The following is a 22,422-nucleotide window of genomic DNA, read 5'->3' on the forward strand; positions in this document are numbered from 1 at the left end:
TTTTTTTATGTTTAAATCCCCTTTTATGAATGATTTAACACTTTCATCAAAAAATTGTAAAATAAAGTATGATACATCTTTATTATTTGAAGGAGGATAACCATTTTATGAAACAACCCATTATTATAGACACTGATCCAGGCATTGATGATGCTGCTGCCATTAGTATTGCTCTAAACCACCCCAATCTTGACTTAAGAATGATTACTACAGTTAATGGCAATGTAGGCATCGAAAAAACTACTGCAAACGCACTGAAACTCAAGCAATTTTTTTCAAGTGATGTCCCTGTACATAGAGGTTCATCTCAACCATTACTCACAGACATTATTGATGCTAGTGTCGTTCATGGTGAATCAGGTATGGAAGGTTATCCATTTCCAGAAGTCAATCAACAAGACTTAGCCTCTAAACACGCTGTTGAGGCAATGCGTACAGAATTACTTAATCACGGTGAGCCAATTACGCTTATCCCCATTGGTCCTTTAACAAACATTGCGCTTTTACTATCTACTTATCCAGAAGTGAAGGATCACATTAAGGAAATCGTATTGATGGGTGGTAGCGCTGGACGGGGTAATGTTACGCCATTAGCAGAATACAATATCTATTGTGATCCAGAAGCGGCGCATATCGTATTTAACTCTGGTTTACCCTTAACAATGGTCGGCCTTGACGTAGCTAGAAGTTCTACCTTAAGTCACAATACTATAGATAATCTACAATCGCTCAACCAAACTGGTCAAATGCTACATCAGCTCTTCAAACACTATAGAGGTGATGATTTTGAACACGATATCAATGTTTACGATGCTTATACTGTTCTATATTTGTTACACCCAGAAAAATTCCATGTGCAAGCGGCAGACGTACAAATTGAAACTACTGGCCATCTAACAAAAGGCGCCACTGTAACAGATTTTAAAAGTCCTTTTCCTAATTGCACCGTCGTCCTGTCTATAGAACCTGATGCATTCAAAGATATCTTTGTAGAATCCTTAAAGTATTGCAAATAAAATAAAAACCACTTTTGCTATTTTAAATATAGCGAAAGTGGTTTGCTTTATAGTTTAAGTACATACTAATATGCTTTACCTATTATATTATAAGGAACGCCTTGATCTAATATTTGATAATAGATATACTCCATTTTTCTTTCATTGTTCGTATTACTATTTTCAAAATTTGAACCACTTACTATAATATAATCCTGGTTAAAATAAGCAGTAAATACTTGTCCAAAAAATTTTCCATTGATTCTATTTTTATCTTTAAAAACATAAAAACCGAAGCGATAGGGTTGCGGATATTGTTCTGTAAAACTTTCGTGTATGAATGGATCCGTAATTTTATGGTTAAATATATGATTTTGTTGCAAGTTTAATATCAGATAGCCCATGTCATAAGGCGTCATAAATAAATTACCTGCGCCATAGTATTGATGTAGTATGCGTGGCCTTTGTTCTACTGGTGACTCGCCATCAGCCCCCTTTTTATAACCCACAGTCATTTTATCATGCAATTTCAAATCATTATAAAACGCAGTGAAATTAAGTTGAAATGGACGCGAAATTCTCTCATCAAAACTTTTAACATATGATTTTCCAGTTACTTCTTCAATTACACGTGCTAATACCAAATAATTAGCATCGTTATATCTAAATTTATTATAAAACTTAGTCTCGATGCCTTTTTCTTTAATTGCATGAACTGCATCATCTAAATCCTTAAAACGTTGGTTGGCTTTGAATTTATATAACCCACTCTGATGTAGCATCAGTTGCTTCAATGTAATAACTTGGTTTGTTTTAAAGTAAGGCAAATATTTCATCACTGGTTCATTTATATCTATCTTATGTTCATTCTCTAATTGTTTTAACATGAGTCCTGTAATAAATTTTTGGGCAGAACCAATTAAATACATTGAGTCAGCACGATTATGTTCGTTATTCGCAAAATCCTTTATGCCATACCCTTTATTTAACTTTAGTTGCCCTCGTTCAAATATTACCATTGTTCCATTAAATCCAGTTTGTTCTAAATATCGATTAACCGCAGTTATTCGAGAATTTTTATCATCTATAACAGTTTTTAATGTAGGTTCTATTTTATGTTGCTGAGTCTTTTTATTATTGCCAAAGTATCCCGTTTCATTATGATATTGATAATACTTATATCCACTTGCTATTATGATTGTCATTAAAACAAAAATTAGTGTAACTTGTTTAAACTGTTTTGCTGTCATCTTGATGCCTCAAAATAAGTTACTCGATATGATGAATATAATGTGTTTCAAATTGTTCTATAATTGCATCAATATCATCCACATTCAAAGAAAAATACAGTTTTATTTTAGGTTCTGTACCTGATGGTCTTAACGCTATAAATCCATAATCAAAAATAAATCTTATTAAATTAGTTTGAGGGAGTTTTAATGTTTCTGTCGTTCCTTCTTTAATGTTTTGCACTGTCCCTACTTCATAATCCTCGATACGTTTCACGTCCATACCACAAATTGATAAAACCTTTTGATTTCTAAATTGGCTCATAATTTTATCAATTTTGTGTAACCCGTCCTCACCTTCGAATGAAGGCGCCAATGTTTTATCATTAAATCTTCCGATATTTTTATAAATATCTTCCAATTCTTCTTTAAATGTCAAACCATTTTTAGCTAATAGATTCTTATATTTAATAAGTAACGGCACCATTTGAATGGCATCTTTATCTCTTGAAATCGATTGGGCTAAATAACCGTGGCTTTCTTCAAATGCGAGTAACAATTGTTTATTCTGATCTTTTTCTTTTTGTTCTAATAAGTTCGAAATATATTTAAAGCCAGTAAGCACATTATTTACCTCAATGTCTAAAGCACTTGCTAATCTTTCAGCTAATTCACTTGTCACAATTGATTTAATAATGTATAAAGGCTTACCATCGTCTGCTAAATCCTGAAACCTTAGTTTCATAAATAACAACCCTATTTCATTACCATTAAAATATCTATAATCATTTTTTCCATAGCGTTCTATAAATCCAAAGCGATCTGCATCAGGGTCTGTGGCTACGATAAGTTGTGCATCTGTTTCTTCAGCCAATTTCAAACCTCGTTCAAAAGCTGCTTCATCTTCAGGGTTCGCACTATTTACTGTTGGGAAATTACCATCAGGCGTTGATTGTTCTTCTTCAATCACAAAGTTATGATAATTCATATCTGTGAGTATGTCAGAGACAATTGGTAAACTTGTACCATGTAAACTTGTTAATACCGCTTTCACGTCTTTACCATCTATGCGTTCCACTAAATTTTTTACTTTTGATTTGTACTGTTCTGTTAAATCACTATTGATATATAGAATTTTTTTGTCTTGCTTCAGCGTGTCAAAATCGCCTCGTTCAATTTGAAGTGGTGATTCTATACTATCTATATAAGAACTCAGTTGGGTAGATTCATCAGGAAGTAACTGTCCGCCCTTTTCATCATATATTTTTATTCCATTATAATTCTTGGGGTTATGACTTGCAGTAATCATAACTCCTGCATCCGCACGTAAATGTCTTACTGCAAAAGATAATTCAGGTGTTGATTTATAATCATCTGACAAAATGGTCGTTACACCATTTGAAGCGAGTACAGATGCCATTTCTTGTGAAAATGCTTTAGACAAAAATCTAGTATCAAAATGTATAACTACAGTCGGTACTTCAATTTTATTTTTCAAATACTGTGATAACCCTAAGGCTACCTTACGTATAGTAAATGCATTGAGCCTACTTGGCCCCAAACCAAAGACACTTCTGATACCAGCAGTACCAAATTTCAACGTACCTTTAAAGCCTTCTTGCTTTTCTGTTTCACTTTGTTTTTCATAAAAAGATTTCACTAAGCTTTCGTCTATTTTATCTAACCATGGTTGTTGCATTTTGCACTTCCTCCTTAAATATACTTACAAAGTCTTTTACATTTAATATGCTTATATATATTCGTCTTTATGTCTAATAACGAACGCATTTAACTATCCATCGCTTTATCATTTACCCACTTTGCATACTGTTAATTAATCTTCAGCTATGGGATAGCACACTAGCAATAATATAAATATATTATATCTTATGTTTATAAATAAATCATTTTAAACATATACCCTCAATTTAATTATCAATGTTCCTTGAAAGATAATGCAACATATTTCATTTAAGTTGTAGATATTAACTTTTACTTTAAAATTGTAATTAGCATATTCTTAGTTGATATTTTTTAATGATAGTAATAAAATTATAAGTTATAGTACATTTTCTTCTTTACAATAATTTAACAAAGTTAAAAAGAACTATAACTATCCTTAAAACATAGTAATATGTACAAAATCATTTCCATAGGGAGCTTCAAACATGAATAAATTTTTTAAATATTTTTTAATATTTCTTTCTTTACTTCTTGTCGTTGTTCCAGTAATATTTGCTATCACTTTACTCAAATCTTCTCAAGGTGCATTTGAACACTCATTTAACGATAGTGATTCATCAAGACAGTCTAATATCCGTGATTCAAAAGTAGATCCTTCCAAAGATCCAGTTTCTATTTTGTTTTTGGGTATAGATGATAATAGTGGAAGAGAGAAAAATGGACAAAGTACTGAACAATCAAGAACAGACGCTATGATTTTATCTACATTCAACACAAATAAAGACCAAATCAGAATGTTAAGTATTCCACGTGATACCGTTAGTTATATCCCTAAAGTTGGATATTACGACAAAATCACACACGCACACGCTTTTGGTGGCCCTACTGCTTCAATGGACGCCGTGGAAGCTACATTAAATGTTCCAGTTGATTATTATGTAAGAATCAATATGGAAGCATTTGTAGACGCCGTTAACGAATTAGGTGGCATTAAATATGATGTACCTTACAATATAAGCGAACCGAACACAAATGATACTGGTCAAATTAAAGTTAAAAAAGGTTATCAAAAATTAAATGGTGATGAAGCTTTAGCTGTTGCTCGAACTCGACACCATGATTCAGATTTAAAACGTGGTCAAAGACAAATGGATTTAATAAAAATACTATTTGCTAAAGCTCAAAAACTAGATTCATTTAATAAATTAGATGATGTTATCAGTATCGTTGGTAAAAATTCTAAACACAATTTCAATTCTAAAGAAGTTAAAGCTCTTGCAACATCATATTTACAAAATGATGTTAAAATTAAAAGTAAGCAACTTAAAGGTGAAGATGATTACTTAAATGGAGTTTATTATTACAACCCTGATATTAATAGCATTCAGGATACTTCAAATCTCTTGCGAAAAGATTTAGACTTACCTACAATTAATGATAAAGATGATTTTCTAAATCAACGTGTCACTGATTTTTATGGTACACTCGTTCCACAAACTGAGTTAGACAGTAGTCTTCTTAGAAAGACTCAAAATGATAGTTCAGATGATGAAGATAATGACGAAAATGAATCTACTGATGAAAATCAGGATAATTCATCTATGAATACAAATGATTCTGATCAACAACAAAATTCTGATCAACAACAAAATTCTGATCAACAACAAAATTCTGATCAACAACAAAATATTGATCAAAATTATGACCAGCAAAATGACCCAAACCAACAAAATAATGGACAAACCATGCCACAGCAAAATGATCCAAATCAACAACAAAATGAACAAAACCAACAACAAATGGATCCAAATCAACAACAAAATACTGGTGAAGTACCAACCAATCAATATTAAACTGTAGAGAGGAGCTCACTATATGTCACGCAAAACGTATGAAAAACTAGCACATGTTAACGGGATGTTTAATGTTTTGGAACAACAATTGATACACAGCAAAGATATGGCACTATTTAGAAATGAATTCTTCTATGTCAACCATGAGCATCGTGAAAACTATGAAGCCTTGCGCATTTATTATAAAGATAGTGATAATAATCCTGTAGTTGATGGTGCTTGCTATGTTGTTGCATTACCAGAAATCTTTGATAAAATTGATGTTTTTGAATCCGAACTCCCATTTTCATGGGTTTATGACCAAAATGGAATTACGGAAACAATGAAACAAATTAGTGTACCAATTCAGTACCTTATCGCTGCAGCGCTTGAAGTTACTGATGTAAATTTATTTAAGCCTTCAGGGTTTACAATGGGTATGAATAATTGGAATATTGCACAAATGCGAATTTTTTGGCAGTATACTGCTATTGTTAGAAAAGAAGCTCAATAATAAAAATCTTCCCCCTATCGTTATTATCTCGATAGGGTTTTTTTCACTTAAAAATCTATGAAAAGAGGAATGAATCATGTTTAAAATAGCTACGACACCAAAGATGATGGAAGACGCATACACTATACGTAAGGAAGTGTTCGTTCATGAACAAGGCGTACCTTTAGAAAATGAAATAGACGAACATGAGCATATTGCTACTCACGTTGTTGGATATGATAAAAAAGAAAGACCCTTTGCTACTGGACGATTCCGTCCCTATAAAGATGGCGTTAAAATTGAAAGAGTTGCCATTATTAAAACGCATCGCAACGCTGGTTTAGGTAAATTACTGATGTCATTTTTAGAAGAAGTTGCTATTAATAAGAACTATCGTAACTTAATGTTAAACGCCCAGTACCATGCCCGCCCTTTTTACGAATCGCTAGGCTATCATACTATGGGAGAAATATTTCTTGAGGAAAATATTGAACATATTGCAATGACTAAAAAACTTGATTGAATATAATGTGATTTTATAGATAAATTACATCTATTAACTGTAATATTTGAAGAAATATCAAATAATCAACTTGGTATCAATTAGGCGTTATCACGCTTTAAACACACTTTTTATAAAAAATTAGACATTTAATAAGATTAATTTTATATTACAAAATGGTAAAAAATACTACACTCCTTCTTTAGTCGTATTATAATTACGGATAAATATATGTAAAGGGGCAGTTTAATGACTACTAAAAAGTTTAATTACAAGGTACCTTCCATTGCAGCACTGACATTAGCAGGTACAGCTTTGACAACTCATCATGCGCAAGCAGCAGACGATATACAAGATCAGTCTAAAAATAAAAATGTTTTAGATGATGAGCACACGCTTAAACAAAGTCAAGACATTAAATCCGAAGTGAGTAAACCAACTACCAATATTTCGGGTACACAAGCTTATAAAGACCCTTCCCAAGTTCAACTATCAAATCAAGAAAGTGACTCAAATTATGATGCACATTTAGACGAATTGAATAGTGAAACTTCTGATCAAACTTCAAATGATGATACATATAATGAAGGAAATCAGAATACTGAAGAAAATACTGGTACTACTCAAAGTTCTGAGCAATCTCAAGTTGAAGATAATGGGAATCATTCTGAGACTTCACAACAACAAGATTCTGAAGACGTAGCTGTTGACGACACTTCTGATTCAGATACCGACAGCACTCAAAACACTGAGCAATCTCAAGTTGAAGATAATGGGAATCATTCTGAGACTTCACAACAACAAGATTCTGAAGACGTAGCTGTTGACGACACTTCTGATTCAAATACTGACAGCACTCAAGACACTGAGCAATCTCAAGTTGAAGATGATGGGAATCATTCTGAGACTTCACAACAACAGGATTCTGAAGACATAGCTGTTGACGACACTTCTGATTCAGATATCGACAGCACTCAAAACACTGAGCAATCTCAAGTTGAAGATAAGGACAAGAAAGATACTTCTACTACTCACGATAGTACAGTAACGAAGCGTGATGATATTTCACAAAAAGATCAACAGTCTGAAGATGTTAATGACACTGCTTCTAATTCTGATGCGGCTGACACTCAAGATGATAGTGATCAAACTCAAAAAGATACTGATGCTCAAGACGTAGCTAAAGATACTCAAGATGATGAAAAGGCTCAAGGCGACATCGCTACTAATGATGATGCCAAAGAAGCTAACTCTGATGATATTTCACAAAAAGATCAACAGTCTGAAGATGTTAATGACACTGCTTCTAATTCTGATGCGGCTGACACTCAAGATGATAGTGATCAAACTCAAAAAGATACTGATGCTCAAGACGTAGCTAAAGATACTCAAGATGATGAAAAGGCTCAAGACGACATCGCTACTAATGATGATACCAAAGAAGCTAATTCTGATGATGTTTCACAACAAGATCAACAGTCTAAAGATGTTAATGACACTGCTTCTAATTCTGATGCGGCTGACACTCAAGATGATAATGATCAAACTCAAAAAAATACTGATGCTCAAGACGTAGCTAAAGATACTCAAGATGATGAAAAGGTTCAAGACGACATCGCTACTAATGATGATGCCAAAGAAGCTAATTCTGATGATGTTTCACAACAAGATCAACAGTCTACTTCGGAAAAAGAGGATACAACAGTAACTACAAAAGAACAAAATGGTACAGATGATAATACATCTAAAACTGCTACTCTAGCATCAAATACGTATAGTGCACAAAGTACACCTAAATTTAGAACAGCTATGTACAGCGCTAATAATACTAAAATGCAACGTTCTACAGCAGTTAAAGAAGCAACAACAACTAACAACCTAGCAAAATATACACCTAAAGTGAATTCATCTATTAATAACTACATCCGTAAAAATAATTTTAAAGCACCAAATTATGAACAAGATATCGCTAGCTATTTGCCAAAATATAATTATCGTTATGGCGCACCCGAAGGGATTGTGCTGCATGATACTGCAAATGATAACTCAACTATTACTGGTGAAATTAATTACATGAAGAATAATTATAATAGCGCTTTTGTTCATGCATACGTCGATGGTAATAGAATCATCGAAACCGCTGACACAGATTATCTTGCTTGGGGAGCTGGACCAGCTGCAAATGATCGCTTTATCCATGTCGAATTAGTGCATACGCATGATTATGATTCCTTTGCTCGTTCAATCAATAATTATGCAGACTATGCAGCAACCAATTTAAACTATTATGGACTTGCACCTAATAGTGCTGAATATGATGGCGCTGGAACAGTATGGACGCACCAAGCTGTTAGCAATTACTTAGGTGGCTCAGACCATAGTGATCCACATGGTTATTTAGCAGCACATAACTATAGTTACGATGAGCTGTATGACCTTATTTATGAAAAATATTTAATTAAAACAGGTCAAGCAGCTGCTTGGGGAGGTACAACGACTCCCCCCCCAAAACAGGAACAGTATCTGTTAAATCTAATAATGGCGTAGCACGTATCAATAGTAAAAATGATGGTTTATACACTACCGTTTATGATCAAAACGGTAAAAAGACAGATAAAACGAACCAAACTTTAAAGGTTACAAAATCAGCTTCACTTAATAATGAAAATTTCTATTTGGTCTCTGATTACAATAAAGGAAACTTAATCGGTTGGGTTCACAAAGATGATGTTGCTTATAATACCGCTAAATCAGTAGCCAAAATCGACAAAACTTATAAAATCAAATCTGGAGAAGTCCTTTACAGCGTGCCTTGGGGCACAAGTGCTCAAAAAGTTGGTACTGTTTCTGGCAAATCAACACAAACTTTTAAAGCAACAAAACAGCAACAAATTGGTAAAACAAATTATGTCTACGGCACTGTTAATAAGCTATCTGGTTGGGTAAGTTTGAGTAAATTAGAAGGTTCAAATACTACACCACCAACAAATACAGATAAATTAACTGTAACCAACTTAACAAATCAACAAGGTACTGTTGCTCAATCTAACCACGGCGTATATACATCTGTTTATGACAAACAAGGTGTACAAAAATCTTACGTAAATGGTAAAACTTATAAACTAAGTAAAAAAGCTAGCTTAGGTACTAATGCTTTCTACTTAATTACAGATAATAAGACCAATACGAACTTAGGTTGGATGCAATCTGGTGATATTAAAGTTAAAGCACCTGCAGCAGATAAATTAACTGTAACGAATTTAACAAACCAACAAGGCACTGTTGCTCAATCTAACCATGGTGTATATACATCTGTTTATGACAAACAAGGTGTACAAAAATCATATGTAAATGGTAAAACTTATAAACTAAGTAAAAAGGCTAGCCTGGGTACTAACGCTTTCTACTTAATTACAGATAATAAGACCAATACGAACCTGGGTTGGATGCAATCTGGCGATATTAAAGTTAAAGAAACTGCTACGTTAGCTCCAACAAATAAAACTGTATCTGTTAGTAAGATTGGCCAATTATCTAATACAAACGCTGGCATTAAAACTACTGTATATGATGAAAAAGGCAAAGATGCATCTAAATTATCCGGGCGTACTTACACTGTAACTAAACAACGTACACAAGGCGACAACACTTATGTTCTTATTCAAAATACACACAAAAACACCCCTATTGGTTGGGTAAATACGAAAGATATCAATACTCGTAATTTAAGTAAAACAACAGCTAAAAATGGTCAATACACTATTAAAGCAACTAACAACGGTTTATATGCTGTACCTTGGGGTACTAAAGCACAACAGCTAGATTCATTAAAAAATACGAAAAACAAGCAATTTAACGCTTCTAAGTCTGTTTTTGTTGATAAAGACGAATATCTCTATGGTATTGTAAATAACAAAACTGGATGGATTTCTGCCAAAGATTTAAATACATTACAGCAAGCCAATGGGACTCAATCAAATCAAACGGCTAATGCAACAAATACTTCTGTTACACCAGAAAAATTTGATTACGTGATATATAATGCAGATGGTAGTTATTATACTAATCCTAATTCATCTGAAGCGGCTGGTTCACTCAGAGATTTCTATGAAGGTATTTTCTCTGTCTATGAAAAACAAGTCATTAATGGTGTAACTTGGTATCATGGAAAATTAGAGAATGGTGAAGTAGTTTGGATTAAAGAGAGCGATTTAATTGCAGAATTAGTAAAATATTATGAATCTGGTTTGACATTAGATGAAGCGGCAGCACTTCAAAAAGGCTTACCAACTAAACCACAAATTCAACATACACCAGGAAAATGGGAAGATGCTAATGCTACTGAAATTAAAAATGCAATGGATTCAAATAAACTAGCCAACGACCCTACACAAAAATATCAATTCTTACGTTTAGATAAATCTCAAAATATTTCTGCTGATGATTTAAATAAACTTTTAGTTGGTAAAGGCATATTAGAAGGACAAGGTGCAGCTTTTAGTGAAGCTGCTAAAACAAATAATATAAATGAAGTATATTTAATCTCTCATGCTCTATTAGAAACTGGTAACGGTACTTCTACCTTAGCTAATGGCGGAGATGTAATTAACGATGAAGTTGTAACAGATAAACAAACTAAATACTATAATATGTTTGGTATCGGAGCAGTTGATCGTGATCCAATTAAACAAGGTTTCATTACTGCTAAAAATAACGGTTGGGACTCTGTTAAAAAAGCAATCATAGGTGGTGCAGGGTTTATCGCAGATTCATATATTAATAAAGGACAAAATACACTTTATAAAATGCGTTGGAATCCTGAAAATCCAGGTGTACATCAATATGCAACTGACGTAGCATGGGCAAGTCATAATGCGACACGCATTAAAAATTTCTATGATTCAATGGGTAAACTAGGTAAATACTTTGATATCAACACTTATAAAATGTAATCGTTACGTAGATAATGTCATTTAAATAAAATGACAGCTAAATTTCTATAATAAAAAGGGTAGTTTCTATTATAATTTAATAGAAACTACCCTTTCCTATGTTATGAGAAGTTAACGCTCAAAATTTTTTATGTTTACAACTAAATATATCACAATACTAATATTAATCGATGTCATTTAAAAACGATTGATGTCATTTAAAAACGATTATTGAAAATATTGTTGATGTACGTTTAATTTATGTAGCAACTCGTTTAAATGCTCAATGTCCTCTGAAGTTAAATTTTGACACCGCGCTTCTATTAAAGCTACTCTAACTTCATTAATTTGTTGGACAAGTACTTTTGTCTTTTCAGTAACCATTAAGTCATTACATCTTAAATCTCTATTTGATTGTTTACTTGTTATATAACCCATTTGGCTTAATTTCTTAATCCATCGGGATACAATCGACTGTTCTTTGTTTATTTTCATGGTTAAATCATATTGCGATAAAGTTTCATAATTATATAAAATTCTCAACATTTCTAACTGTTCTGAAGTTAAATCAGCGCGTTGTCCAAATCTTCTACTTACTAAATTTAAATCGTTACCTGTTAGCGTAATTAATTGTTCTAGTTGTTTATACATGTTGATTCATCTCCACTACCTTTTCCATTGTTGTCGATAATTAAATTAAATTATTTTATATATTATTATTATAATGTTATCTAAGATAATATACAATAATTAACTACAATTCACCCTATTTCATTGCATTACCCCTATGATTTATAATAAATTAGTATTAGTGAATATAAATTATATTCCGTTTTCATAAAAGGAGAAACATAATGACACAATTAAAGGAAAGAGATTACTTTTTCGACAACGCTAAAGCCTTGTTGATTTTTCTTGTTGTCTTAGGTCATATCATGCAACCTTATACAGGCGCGAGTAAACATTTAGCTGCGTTGTACTTAACAATATTTAGTTTCCATATGCCAGGTTTTTTATTTATATCAGGCTATTTTGCTAAAAAGGCAGGCCAAGCTGGTTATTTAGAAAAAGTATCTAAAAAATTATTAATACCATACGTAATATTTTTTGGTTTTTTCTCATTTTATTACTATTTTACTGGCAAAGAGGATAGTGTTCAATTTGATCCATTTGATCCAGTATTTGCCTTGTGGTTCTTACTTACATTATTCTTCTTCCATGTAATATTAGTAATCGTCAAAGACTATAAACCATATTTTGTACTGCCTATCGCGATTATCTTTTCATTATTCGCTGGCTATTCTACAAATATAGATAATTATTTAAGTTTTTCAAGAACGATTATGTTCTTCCCTATTTTTTATATAGGTTACTTATTTAATAGTCACCACATAAAAATGTTGAAAAATAAAAAGTTTATACCAATTTCTATTATTGTTTTAGTTATCTTTTATGTTATATATTCAATTCATCCGATTAATTCAGACTGGTTATTTGGTGATTCTCCATATATGACACTAGAAGGGAAACAAAGTTTTTATAGTCCTTTAAAGAGATTGTTACTTTACTTTATTATTTTAGTTACATTACTTTCTTTCTTGAATTTAATACCTGAAAAAGAGAAATTCTTTACTTATATAGGAAGAAGGACCATGCATGTTTATTTATTACATGGCCTGTTCATAGGTATATTACGTGGTTTTAAGATATATCCATTTAGAGATGACATTACAATATTCACTTATATTTATCTTATTGCTTTATCTTGTTTAATTGTTTATGTTTTATCCACACGCTTTATATCAAAATGGACGAATCCCATTATAAATTTGCAACCCCCTTCTAAATTCAAAGAGTAAATTAAACCTTTACCGAATTGTATTCTTTTTAAATATGGTATGATAGATATAATTTGATGTATTACATCATCATACATATTTAATGCAATTCGGTATTTTTATTTTTGAGGTGAAAAATTAAATGAAACTTACATTAAACAACAATTCGAAATTTTTAAGTGCACCAAGCATACGTCAATTTTCAAACCGTATGAAAAATATTGATGATTGCATCAATCTAACTATTGGTCAACCAGACTTTCCAATGCCAGATGTGGTAAAGCGTGCATATATCAATGCAATTAAAGAAGATAAAACGAGTTATTCTCACAATAAAGGATTAATCGAGACAAGAAATGCTGTGAGTCAGTATTTTGAACAGCGCTATGGATTTAAATATTCATCTGAGGAAATTATTATTACAAATGGTGCTAGTGAAGCATTAGACACTGCTTTAAGAAGTATCATTAATCAAGGCGATGAAATATTAATTCCTGGACCAGTTTATGCTGGGTATATTCCTCTGATTAAAACCTTAGGTGGTATTCCTGTATATATAGATACTACCGTGACCGATTATAAAGTTACACCTGATGCTATAGAAGCTCATATAACATCAAAAACTAAAGCAATACTACTCAACTACCCAACGAATCCTACTGGTGTTACATTAGCTTACAATGAAGTATATGACCTTACAGAGATGTTGAAAAACAAAGAAATATTCATCATAAGTGATGAAATATATGCAGAAAATACTTTTTCTGGACAACATACTTCTTTTGCTCAGTTTGATAGTATACGAGATCAACTTTTACTTGTTGGTGGTCTTAGCAAATCACACTCAGCAACCGGTATACGGATTGGCTTTTTAATTGGCGCTGAGTATTTAATAGAGAAATTAACTTTTATGCATGCTTATAATTGCATTTGCGCCAATGTACCGGCACAAATCGCTTGTATTGCTGCCTTAAATGAAGGATTAGAAGCACCTCAATATATGAATGAAGCTTATATTGAACGTCGTGACTATTTAATTCAGAAATTAGAAGCATTGGGCTTTGAATTAGACGCTAAACCTGAAGGAGCATTTTATATTTTCCCTAGTATCAAGAAATTTACAGACAATGATTTTGATTTCTGTGTAGATGTACTTGAAAAGGCGCACGTAGCTATGGTTCCTGGTTCATCCTTTACCGACATTGGCCAGGGGCATATCCGTATTTCTTACGCTTATGAACTTGATGCTTTAAAAGAAGGCATGCGTCGATTAGAAAACTATATCAACAAATACTACAATCTGTAAACAATCACTATTAGCGATTAAATAATACAAAAACACCGATTAAACACGTTAAAATAACAATTTAACATTTAATCGGTGTTTTTATTAAACTACTTTATGTATGAGTTCAACATTAACTTATACTATATGTATTCATTGCACAAAGATAGCTATTATATATTACTTTAGTCTTAAACGTATTAACTCATCATATACCCACATAGGAGTTGAAAAGTGGCTGAATAGCTTACTTTATTGCTCATTTATCCCCTGTTCTTTACTATAAATATTTTTATCTGCAAATTTCTTTAAAATTTGATAATACGCTATAGAATCATCTTGCTCCATATCAAATTGTTGTAGTACATCTTCCGAAATTTGACTAAAATTCTTTTTCAGATTTAATCCTTTTTCTGTTAATTGGACTTTAACTCTACGTTCATCATCTTCTGCTCTAATACGGTTTATAAGCTCTTTTTTCTCTAAACGTTTTATGATAGGACTGATTGTACCAGAATCTAAATAAAGCTCCTCGCATAAGTTTTTTATAAATATTGGTTTTTCATTTTCAATATATAACAAAACAATATAATTAGGAAAACTTATATCATATTGTTTCAAATATCTATTGAATCGATTTACAACTTCCTTGCTTGTAATATAAAACAAGTAACTTAGCTCTTTTCTCATTTGGTCATAAACATTTGATGTCATTATTTCCCCTCGATCCTTTTATTATAATATTAATATACGTTTTAAATTAAGTCAAATACAATAACAAACGATAAAAGAGGTGTAAAACTACAAAAGATACTATTTATATTATTATATAAAAGTAAGTTATATATTTCATTCGATTGTTTAGACACTTTTTATTTCAAAAAAATAAAATGAAACCTTTAAAGGATTCATTTTAAATTATCAACCATCCCTAGGACTTTGAGGCATCCATTACCGCATAGTAAACCACGGCAAATGCCTTATCCGTTATGCTTTAGCTAATATTTTTCATAAAGTATTCTAAATTACTTCTATAAATATTATAAACGACAATTTATTTGCTAAAGCAACTTGAAATAACTTAAAAGCTACTATGATTTAAAATTTAATAAAAAAAACAAACCAAACGCTATTTGTACGCTTGGTTTGTTGTTGTTCTAAGACTATGGGAATTTAGGGAATTGATCAAAATCAGGATCACGTTTTTCTTTAAACGCATCTCGTCCTTCTTTTGCCTCATCTGTTGTGTAATAAAGTAATGTAGCGTCTCCAGCCATTTGTTGAAGGCCAGCTAAACCATCTGTATCAGCATTCATTGCAGCTTTTAAGAATCTTAAAGCTGTAGGCGAATGTTCCATCATTTCCTTACACCATTGCACTGTCTCATCTTCAATTTGATCTAATGGTACTACAGTATTCACTAAGCCCATATCTAATGCTTCTTGAGCATTATATTGACGACATAAGTACCAAATTTCACGTGCTTTTTTATGTCCTACTATACGTGCTAAGTAGCCTGAACCGTAACCTGCATCAAATGAACCTACTTTTGGCCCAGTTTGACCGAAAATAGCATTATCTGCAGCAATAGTTAAGTCACATACTACATTTAATACGTTTCCGCCTCCAACTGCATAACCTCTTACCATAGCTATGACTGGTTTAGGAATAACACGGATTAGTCGTTGTAAATCTAATACGTTTAAACGAGGAATTTGGTCCTCACCCACATAACCACCGTGGCCACGTACTTTTTGGTCTCCACCAGAACAGAATGCTTTATCGCCTTCACCAGTTAATACAATAACTGATACGCGTTGATCATCACGTGCTCTTGAAAATGCATCTATCATTTCTTGTACTGTTTTTGGTGTAAATGCATTACGTACTTCTGGACGATTAATCGTCACTTTCGCAATACCTTCGAAAAATTCATATTTAATTTCTTCATATTCTCTAATTGTTTCCCACTGTCTAGTCATTTTGCTCCTCCTTATGAATAAAACCTATTACTATTCTATCAAATTCTTTAGCATCTTCCACGTGAAGTGTGTGACCACTATTTGATATTTCATGTAATTCTACCTTTGTCATTAACGATACGAGTCGCTTCCCAACTTTACTAAATTTAGCATCCAAATCCCCTACCATAATACATGTTGGTAGATCTATGTTTGCTATTTCTGGCCATAAGTTAGGCATGTTTCCTGTACCATAATCACGTAATGCTTTAGCTAAACGCTCTGGGTCTTGACGTAATCTCATATTACGAATACCTTTTCTTGTTTCTTTATCCAAATCATATTGGGTGTAGAACAAAGGTAATTTCTCCCAGTCATTTACAAATATATCCAGCCCTGCTATTTCTAATACTTTCGCACGTGCATAATCAATTTGTTGTCTCTCTATCTTTACATCTTGTTCTTCTATACCGGGTGAAGTACTTTCCAATATTAGACCATTCAATTTAATGTTACCATGAATGGCGTAATTTAAAGCAACTCTGCCTCCCATAGAATAACCATGTAAAAAAAGTTGATATGTTGTTAAAGCTTCTAACGTCTCATCTAATTGTTTATTTATAAATGTAAAGTCCCACGTTTGATTCATATCTGACATATCTTGGCCATGACCAGGTAAATCTATTGTAACAATATTCATTTCTTCGCTTAAGTTATTAATATGATGATCAAAAGCTTGTTGGTCACTAATAAAGCCGTGGAGCATCACTAATAATTTTGAGGTTTCAACCTTAGCTTGATGCAATCTATAATGTAACATTTATAATATCACTCAACTTTTTATATAGTTTCAGATGTTGTTTTCTATTATCTTCGCGATGTGTCATAATTTCATAAATATGGGCGCCAAATTTTGATAACTCAGTATACTTAAATGATTCAATAGATTCAAAACGATCAAATGCAAAATCATACAGTAAAGCTGTATGTTCAAAATTCAAGCCAGTTGGTGTACCAAACAATCTTTCAAAATATGATTCAGCTGCTTCTTTTTGAGGTAAATATGAGAAAATACCCCCACCATCATTGTTTAATAAAACGATATTCAAATTAATATCATTCAATTTAGACATCAACAAACCATTCATATCATGATAAAATGCTAAATCACCAATAAGCAAAGTAATATTTTTATGTACTGCCATGCCTAATGCAGTAGAAACTACACCATCTATACCATTAGCGCCTCTGTTTGCATACACCTCTGCTTCACAGTCCATAAACAGATTATCTACATCTCGTATTGGCATACTATTACTTACAAACAAAGCATCTTGAGAAGTTAATTTATCTAACACATTACTCACATAAACTGCTTCATCTGTAGCCGTTCTTAAATAATCTTTAACCTCTGCTTGCGCGTGCTTTTCTAATGATTGCCATTTTTGTAACCATTGCTTACGCTCCACAGTTGTCGCCTCAGAAAGTTGTCTAAAGAAATCATTTGCTGACAACTCATATGAAACATGAGGTGGTATTGGAAATGCATCAGGATAGTCATTATTCTGTACTAAGATTTGAAATGCATCTGTCGCTTTTAGCCATTGGTTTAATTTCTTTGATATTACCGGTTTACCAACGCGAATAATAAAATCAACTTCTACTTCTAATCCAGCTCTATATAATAAATCATATGTCGTGATTACATTTGGATGATGTTCTCGTCGCAATTGACTTAAAGGGTCAGCCAAGATAGGCATGTCATGTATGGTTGCAAATGTTAAGATTTGATCTACATCTTGATGTTGCATATCGCCAACTATGATGATGCCTTTTCGTTTATTAACTATTGAACTAATTTCATTTAAACTTGTCGTCTTTTGATAATGTGGTAATATTTTTGTTTCTGAAGTTAGCCATTCAACCTTTTCAACATCGGGTGTTAATGGTTCTCTAAAAGGTAAATTAAAATGTATCGGTCCTCGATGTGGCCCATATAAGTATTGGCTTGCTTTTTGTAATTGAAATTTCACAGTACTCGTCATATAATCTTCATCATCATTGCCTTCCGCAATCGGAAAATCAAATTGATACTGTACAAAATTAGCAAACATATTATTTTGATTGATTGCTTGCGGCGCACCTATCCCTCTTAATTCGTGAGGACGATCACTAGTTAATACCACTAATGGCAGATGACTTAACTGACTTTCAGAAATAGCTGGGGTGTAATTCGCAGCAGCGCTTCCCGAAGTACATAGTATAGCAACTGGGCGCTCACTTCCCTTCATCAAACCCATAGCAAAGAATGCGGCACTTCGTTCATCTGGATGGATCCAAGATTTCATTTTAGGATGTGCTTCAATCGCTATGGCCATTGGTGTAGAGCGTGATCCTGGACTGACTACTACTTCTCTTACCCCATAAGCATATAATTCCGAAACAAATGTAAATACTTGTTTTGTTAATGCATGTATATGGTTACTCATATTTCTCGACTCCTAAAGCCTTCATCATAGGTCTAAATTTAACTGCTGTCTCTTCAACTTCACTATCTGCATCAGAATCGCTAACAATACCACAACCAGCAAATAATGTTGCTTGATTTTTCTTAATAAGCATGGATCTGATTGCAACGATAAACTCACAATTATCATACATATCTATATATCCAACAGGTGCACCGTAAAGCCCGCGTGTTCCGAACTCATTTTGTTCAATATACTCAATTGCTTCTTCTTTAGGATAGCCACCTAGTGCAGGCGTTGGATGAAGATTATCTAATAAGCCAATATAATATTCATCAGTTAACTGGCCTTTGATTTTTGTATACAAATGGTATAAATGATCGTTTGTTAAAATTTGAGGTTCCTTATTGAAAGTAACATTTTCAACATAGGGTTCAATATCATTCAAAATACTATCCACAACAAAACGGTGCTCATTTAAATTCTTTTCATCATTTAAAAAGGCATTGATGTTTTCACGATCAATATCTTCTTGATGCGTTCGTTTAATTGTCCCAGCCACTGCTTTCGTAGATAAAACTTCATTATTCACTTCCATAAGCTGTTCAGGTGTTTGTGAAAAGAACACACTATCTTGCGATTCTAATACAAATAAATAACTGTTATGTTCACCTTGCGTTGCTTGTTTAAGGATATATGGAATATTGATGTTTTTATCAAATTGAATCATTCTTTTTCTAGCAAGTACAATTTTTTTATTTTCATCTAAAATTTCAATTGTATCTTTAACTAAATCACGCCATTCATCTTTATAAATATCTTCGATTCGTTTTATCTCTCCCATTTGAATATCCGGTTGGACACCTTCTTGGGTTAACTTATCTATAATCGCTAAAAATGCTTCGATTTCAAATTCGTCTGATTTTACAGTATAAGTAATATATGTGTTCCCATGCTCCATAGTTACTAATACTTCTGGTAAAATAAAGTGATTAATACCAAATTCGCGCCACTCATCGCCAGATTTGTGCGTAGAAAATTGAAAACCACCACATACCTTTAAGTGATGACGTTCTGAGTTTGGATGAATTAAATCAATATCACTTTTATATTTTTGCCATTCTCTGAAAATAGATTGTTTATTTTCAAAATCATTTTTAAATCTTTTAATAGCATGATAGCCAAAGAATGAAGTTTCGTTGTCATTTTTTTTGAAATAAAAACGGTCGCCTGCAAAATCTTCTGTAATATGAAATAATACAGAAGGATCTAATTCATAATTTAATTTTGTTTCTACAGAAACCCAAGTATGTTTACTTTCGTATACCGCTTCGACAATTTCACTTTCCTTGACGTCTAAAGTCATCTATTTCACTTCTTTCATTTATCAGATTACACTCATTACAATATTGTACCACTTTTCACAATATGTGTACGGAATCTAGCTTAATTCATTTATACAATCTATAAGCTATTTGACCTTTACAACTTCTTCCATTAAAATTGATTTGATAAAAAATTATACACAGATAAGAGGTAAAACATTATGGCTTCTCAATATCAACAATACTCTACTGTCAGAAAGTACTGGCACTTAATGAGACCACATACATTGACTGCTGCAGTAGTTCCAGTGCTTGTAGGTACTGCGACTTCAAAGCTTTTTCTATTAGGCAGTGAAGATCACCTTAACCTCCCGTTATTCTTAGCAATGTTAATCGCATGCTTATTAATTCAAGCAGCAACAAACATGTTTAATGAATACTATGATTTCAAAAAAGGATTAGATGATCACACTTCTGTAGGAATCGGCAGTGCTATCGTTCGCAACGGTATGAGTCCTAAACTTGTCATGAATTTGGCAATTGCATTTTATATTATTGCAGCAATACTTGGAATTTTTATAGCAAGCCAAAGTTCCTTTTGGTTACTCCCTATTGGACTTGTATGTATGGCTGTCGGTTACTTATACACAGGTGGACCTTTCCCTATATCTTGGACACCTTTTGGCGAATTATTCTCCGGTGTATTCATGGGAATGTTTATTATTATGATTGCCTTCTTTATCCAAACAAATAACTTACAAAGTTTAGCATTTTGGGTAAGTCTTCCAATCGTTATCACAATTGCACTTATTAATATGGGTAATAATATTCGTGATCGAGTAAAAGATAAAGAAAGCGGTCGTAAAACATTGCCAATCTTAATAGGTAAAAATAACTCTGTACGCTTTTTAGGATTTATGTATATCGTAGCGTATCTTTTAGTCATTTACATTGCCTTTTTCCAACCAGGTGGTTCAATTTTCTACTTACTTGCTCTATTATCAGCGCCAATGGCTATTAAAGCTGTACGCAGATTCAAAAGAAATGATACACCTCAAACAATGATGCCTGCGATGGCTGCAACTGGAAAAACAAACACATTCTTCGGTGTATTATTTGCCTTAGGAATTTATATTAGTGCATTACTGGGTGGCATTTAATCGATACTATAATCTTCATATAGCCCATTAATATAATATTAAACCTATATCATGGAGCGACTTTCTATAATAAGAAAGTCGCTTTTATTATTAATCCAATGATTTTGTTGTATACGTCATGTGATAATGCATATGACCATATAAATCAAATTCACTCGCTACTTGGAATCCTAATTTTTTATAAACGTGTAATGCGCCAGCATTTGTTACATCACAATTTAAACTCCATTTTTCTTCAGGGTATGTTGTTAATACATGCTTAATAAGCTGTGTTGCCACTCCTTTACCACGGTATTCAGGAAAAGTTGCAACTGTTTCAATATAATACTCATCATCGTTTGCTTCTTTCATAGGCATAGGTGTACCAAAAGCTTTAATATCTCCCTCAAGTATCATGTCTAACCACGCCTTTTCAAGCATTTCCTCTTGTTCTCCAGGATAAGCAATTAAGCATCCCGCAACTTTACCATCCATTTCATATACCCATACATTACTATAGTGACCTCTGTAATTGACATCTACTATACTCTGTTCCATCACTTTAAGTAATCGTTCCTTTTCAATACTTTTAACCATATCTATATCCAACTCATGCCATATGATATAGCATAATTGCGCAACTTCATGTTTATCTTCCTTTTTAGCTTTTCTTATCATTTAAATTCTCCTCAACTCATCATTACTTATTGATTCTATTATATATGAAACACAAGATATTTT

Annotated in this window: 18 protein-coding genes; 9 read left to right on the plus strand and 9 right to left on the minus strand. The window is 32.6% G+C overall.

Annotated features, from left to right (window positions below):
• Positions 1-107 precede the first annotated feature (107 nt).
• Entirely contained in the window at positions 108-1,016 is a 909-nt protein-coding gene (rihC, locus tag QMO72_RS09340) for a ribonucleoside hydrolase RihC (protein ID WP_103267152.1), read from the plus strand.
• 65 nt (positions 1,017-1,081) lie between these two features.
• On the opposite strand, the gene QMO72_RS09345 is transcribed toward rihC, so the two are convergent.
• Together QMO72_RS09345 and QMO72_RS09350 are read right to left on the minus strand one after the other, a co-directional pair.
• On the minus strand, positions 1,082-2,245 hold the full coding sequence (locus QMO72_RS09345) for a serine hydrolase domain-containing protein (protein ID WP_103267151.1): 1,164 nt from the start codon (positions 2,243-2,245) through the stop codon (positions 1,082-1,084).
• A 19-nt stretch (positions 2,246-2,264) separates the two neighbouring features.
• The gene (locus QMO72_RS09350) at positions 2,265-3,923 is read right to left on the minus strand and encodes a phospho-sugar mutase (protein WP_103267150.1); all 1,659 of its coding nucleotides are present in this window, start codon (positions 3,921-3,923) and stop codon (positions 2,265-2,267) included.
• 469 nt (positions 3,924-4,392) lie between these two features.
• Here QMO72_RS09350 and QMO72_RS09355 point away from each other — a divergent pair, with 469 nt between their 5' ends.
• The 5 genes from QMO72_RS09355 (at position 4,393) to QMO72_RS09375 (ending at position 11,686) form a co-directional block, all read left to right on the plus strand.
• Positions 4,393-5,760, plus strand: a complete 1,368-nt coding sequence (locus QMO72_RS09355; RefSeq protein ID WP_103267149.1) for an LCP family protein — start codon at positions 4,393-4,395, stop codon at positions 5,758-5,760.
• A 22-nt stretch (positions 5,761-5,782) separates the two neighbouring features.
• Positions 5,783-6,253, plus strand: a complete 471-nt coding sequence (locus QMO72_RS09360; RefSeq protein WP_046836066.1) for a DUF2538 family protein — start codon at positions 5,783-5,785, stop codon at positions 6,251-6,253.
• Between the two features lie 76 nt (positions 6,254-6,329).
• Entirely contained in the window at positions 6,330-6,755 is a 426-nt protein-coding gene (locus QMO72_RS09365) for a GNAT family N-acetyltransferase (protein ID WP_103267148.1), read from the plus strand.
• Between the two features lie 228 nt (positions 6,756-6,983).
• Positions 6,984-9,281: a hypothetical protein gene (locus QMO72_RS09370; protein ID WP_286093174.1), complete on the plus strand. Its 2,298-nt coding sequence runs from the start codon at positions 6,984-6,986 to the stop codon at positions 9,279-9,281.
• Entirely contained in the window at positions 9,215-11,686 is a 2,472-nt protein-coding gene (locus QMO72_RS09375; RefSeq protein WP_103266717.1) for an N-acetylglucosaminidase, read from the plus strand. Before QMO72_RS09370 ends, QMO72_RS09375 begins: the two co-directional genes overlap by 67 nt.
• A gap of 207 nt (positions 11,687-11,893) precedes the next feature.
• Here the strand turns inward: QMO72_RS09375 and QMO72_RS09380 are convergent, their stop codons facing one another.
• Positions 11,894-12,316 carry a MarR family transcriptional regulator gene (locus QMO72_RS09380; RefSeq protein ID WP_069823403.1) on the minus strand — a complete coding sequence of 141 codons (423 nt, stop codon included), beginning with the start codon at positions 12,314-12,316 and terminating at the stop codon, positions 11,894-11,896.
• 203 nt (positions 12,317-12,519) lie between these two features.
• On the opposite strand from QMO72_RS09380, the gene QMO72_RS09385 reads away from it, so the two are divergent.
• The gene (locus QMO72_RS09385) at positions 12,520-13,524 is read left to right on the plus strand and encodes an acyltransferase family protein (RefSeq protein WP_103266716.1); all 1,005 of its coding nucleotides are present in this window, start codon (positions 12,520-12,522) and stop codon (positions 13,522-13,524) included.
• Positions 13,525-13,645: 121 nt separating this feature from the next.
• Positions 13,646-14,809, plus strand: coding sequence for an aminotransferase class I/II-fold pyridoxal phosphate-dependent enzyme (locus QMO72_RS09390; RefSeq protein ID WP_069823401.1), 1,164 nt, complete (start codon positions 13,646-13,648; stop codon positions 14,807-14,809).
• A 231-nt stretch (positions 14,810-15,040) separates the two neighbouring features.
• Here QMO72_RS09390 and QMO72_RS09395 read toward each other — a convergent pair whose 3' ends face one another.
• From QMO72_RS09395 to QMO72_RS09415, 5 genes are all read right to left on the minus strand, one after another.
• Positions 15,041-15,502: a MarR family winged helix-turn-helix transcriptional regulator gene (locus tag QMO72_RS09395; RefSeq protein WP_103266715.1), complete on the minus strand. Its 462-nt coding sequence runs from the start codon at positions 15,500-15,502 to the stop codon at positions 15,041-15,043.
• Positions 15,503-15,951: 449 nt separating this feature from the next.
• The gene (menB, locus tag QMO72_RS09400) at positions 15,952-16,770 is read right to left on the minus strand and encodes a 1,4-dihydroxy-2-naphthoyl-CoA synthase (protein WP_069823399.1); all 819 of its coding nucleotides are present in this window, start codon (positions 16,768-16,770) and stop codon (positions 15,952-15,954) included.
• Positions 16,763-17,569, minus strand: a complete 807-nt coding sequence (menH, locus tag QMO72_RS09405; protein ID WP_103266745.1) for a 2-succinyl-6-hydroxy-2,4-cyclohexadiene-1-carboxylate synthase — start codon at positions 17,567-17,569, stop codon at positions 16,763-16,765. Before menH ends, menB begins: the two co-directional genes overlap by 8 nt.
• The gene (gene menD / locus QMO72_RS09410; RefSeq protein ID WP_069823397.1) at positions 17,556-19,238 is read right to left on the minus strand and encodes a 2-succinyl-5-enolpyruvyl-6-hydroxy-3-cyclohexene-1-carboxylic-acid synthase; all 1,683 of its coding nucleotides are present in this window, start codon (positions 19,236-19,238) and stop codon (positions 17,556-17,558) included. The genes menH and menD overlap by 14 nt, the downstream gene beginning before the upstream one ends.
• Positions 19,231-20,583, minus strand: a complete 1,353-nt coding sequence (locus QMO72_RS09415) for an isochorismate synthase (protein WP_103266744.1) — start codon at positions 20,581-20,583, stop codon at positions 19,231-19,233. Before QMO72_RS09415 ends, menD begins: the two co-directional genes overlap by 8 nt.
• A 180-nt stretch (positions 20,584-20,763) precedes the next feature.
• On the opposite strand from QMO72_RS09415, the gene QMO72_RS09420 reads away from it, so the two are divergent.
• Positions 20,764-21,702, plus strand: coding sequence for a 1,4-dihydroxy-2-naphthoate polyprenyltransferase (locus tag QMO72_RS09420; RefSeq protein ID WP_103266743.1), 939 nt, complete (start codon positions 20,764-20,766; stop codon positions 21,700-21,702).
• A gap of 90 nt (positions 21,703-21,792) precedes the next feature.
• On the opposite strand, the gene QMO72_RS09425 is transcribed toward QMO72_RS09420, so the two are convergent.
• Positions 21,793-22,359, minus strand: coding sequence for a GNAT family N-acetyltransferase (locus tag QMO72_RS09425; protein ID WP_103266742.1), 567 nt, complete (start codon positions 22,357-22,359; stop codon positions 21,793-21,795).
• Positions 22,360-22,422: the final 63 nt, after the last annotated feature.

The organism is Staphylococcus casei, assembly GCF_030294405.1.
Lineage (GTDB): Bacteria > Bacillota > Bacilli > Staphylococcales > Staphylococcaceae > Staphylococcus > Staphylococcus succinus.

Coding starts and splice junctions, on each gene's coding strand:
- QMO72_RS09360 (WP_046836066.1), top strand. CDS start 5,783: ATGTCACGCAAAACGTATGAAAAACTAGCACATGTTAACGGGATGTTT.
- QMO72_RS09370 (WP_286093174.1), top strand. CDS start 6,984: ATGACTACTAAAAAGTTTAATTACAAGGTACCTTCCATTGCAGCACTG.
- menD (WP_069823397.1), bottom strand. CDS start 19,238: ATGAGTAACCATATACATGCATTAACAAAACAAGTATTTACATTTGTT.
- QMO72_RS09415 (WP_103266744.1), bottom strand. CDS start 20,583: ATGACTTTAGACGTCAAGGAAAGTGAAATTGTCGAAGCGGTATACGAA.
- QMO72_RS09395 (WP_103266715.1), bottom strand. CDS start 15,502: ATGACATCAAATGTTTATGACCAAATGAGAAAAGAGCTAAGTTACTTG.
- QMO72_RS09355 (WP_103267149.1), top strand. CDS start 4,393: ATGAATAAATTTTTTAAATATTTTTTAATATTTCTTTCTTTACTTCTT.
- QMO72_RS09390 (WP_069823401.1), top strand. CDS start 13,646: ATGAAACTTACATTAAACAACAATTCGAAATTTTTAAGTGCACCAAGC.
- rihC (WP_103267152.1), top strand. CDS start 108: ATGAAACAACCCATTATTATAGACACTGATCCAGGCATTGATGATGCT.
- QMO72_RS09365 (WP_103267148.1), top strand. CDS start 6,330: ATGTTTAAAATAGCTACGACACCAAAGATGATGGAAGACGCATACACT.
- QMO72_RS09380 (WP_069823403.1), bottom strand. CDS start 12,316: ATGTATAAACAACTAGAACAATTAATTACGCTAACAGGTAACGATTTA.
- QMO72_RS09425 (WP_103266742.1), bottom strand. CDS start 22,359: ATGATAAGAAAAGCTAAAAAGGAAGATAAACATGAAGTTGCGCAATTA.
- QMO72_RS09385 (WP_103266716.1), top strand. CDS start 12,520: ATGACACAATTAAAGGAAAGAGATTACTTTTTCGACAACGCTAAAGCC.
- menH (WP_103266745.1), bottom strand. CDS start 17,569: ATGTTACATTATAGATTGCATCAAGCTAAGGTTGAAACCTCAAAATTA.
- QMO72_RS09420 (WP_103266743.1), top strand. CDS start 20,764: ATGGCTTCTCAATATCAACAATACTCTACTGTCAGAAAGTACTGGCAC.
- QMO72_RS09345 (WP_103267151.1), bottom strand. CDS start 2,245: ATGACAGCAAAACAGTTTAAACAAGTTACACTAATTTTTGTTTTAATG.
- QMO72_RS09350 (WP_103267150.1), bottom strand. CDS start 3,923: ATGCAACAACCATGGTTAGATAAAATAGACGAAAGCTTAGTGAAATCT.
- menB (WP_069823399.1), bottom strand. CDS start 16,770: ATGACTAGACAGTGGGAAACAATTAGAGAATATGAAGAAATTAAATAT.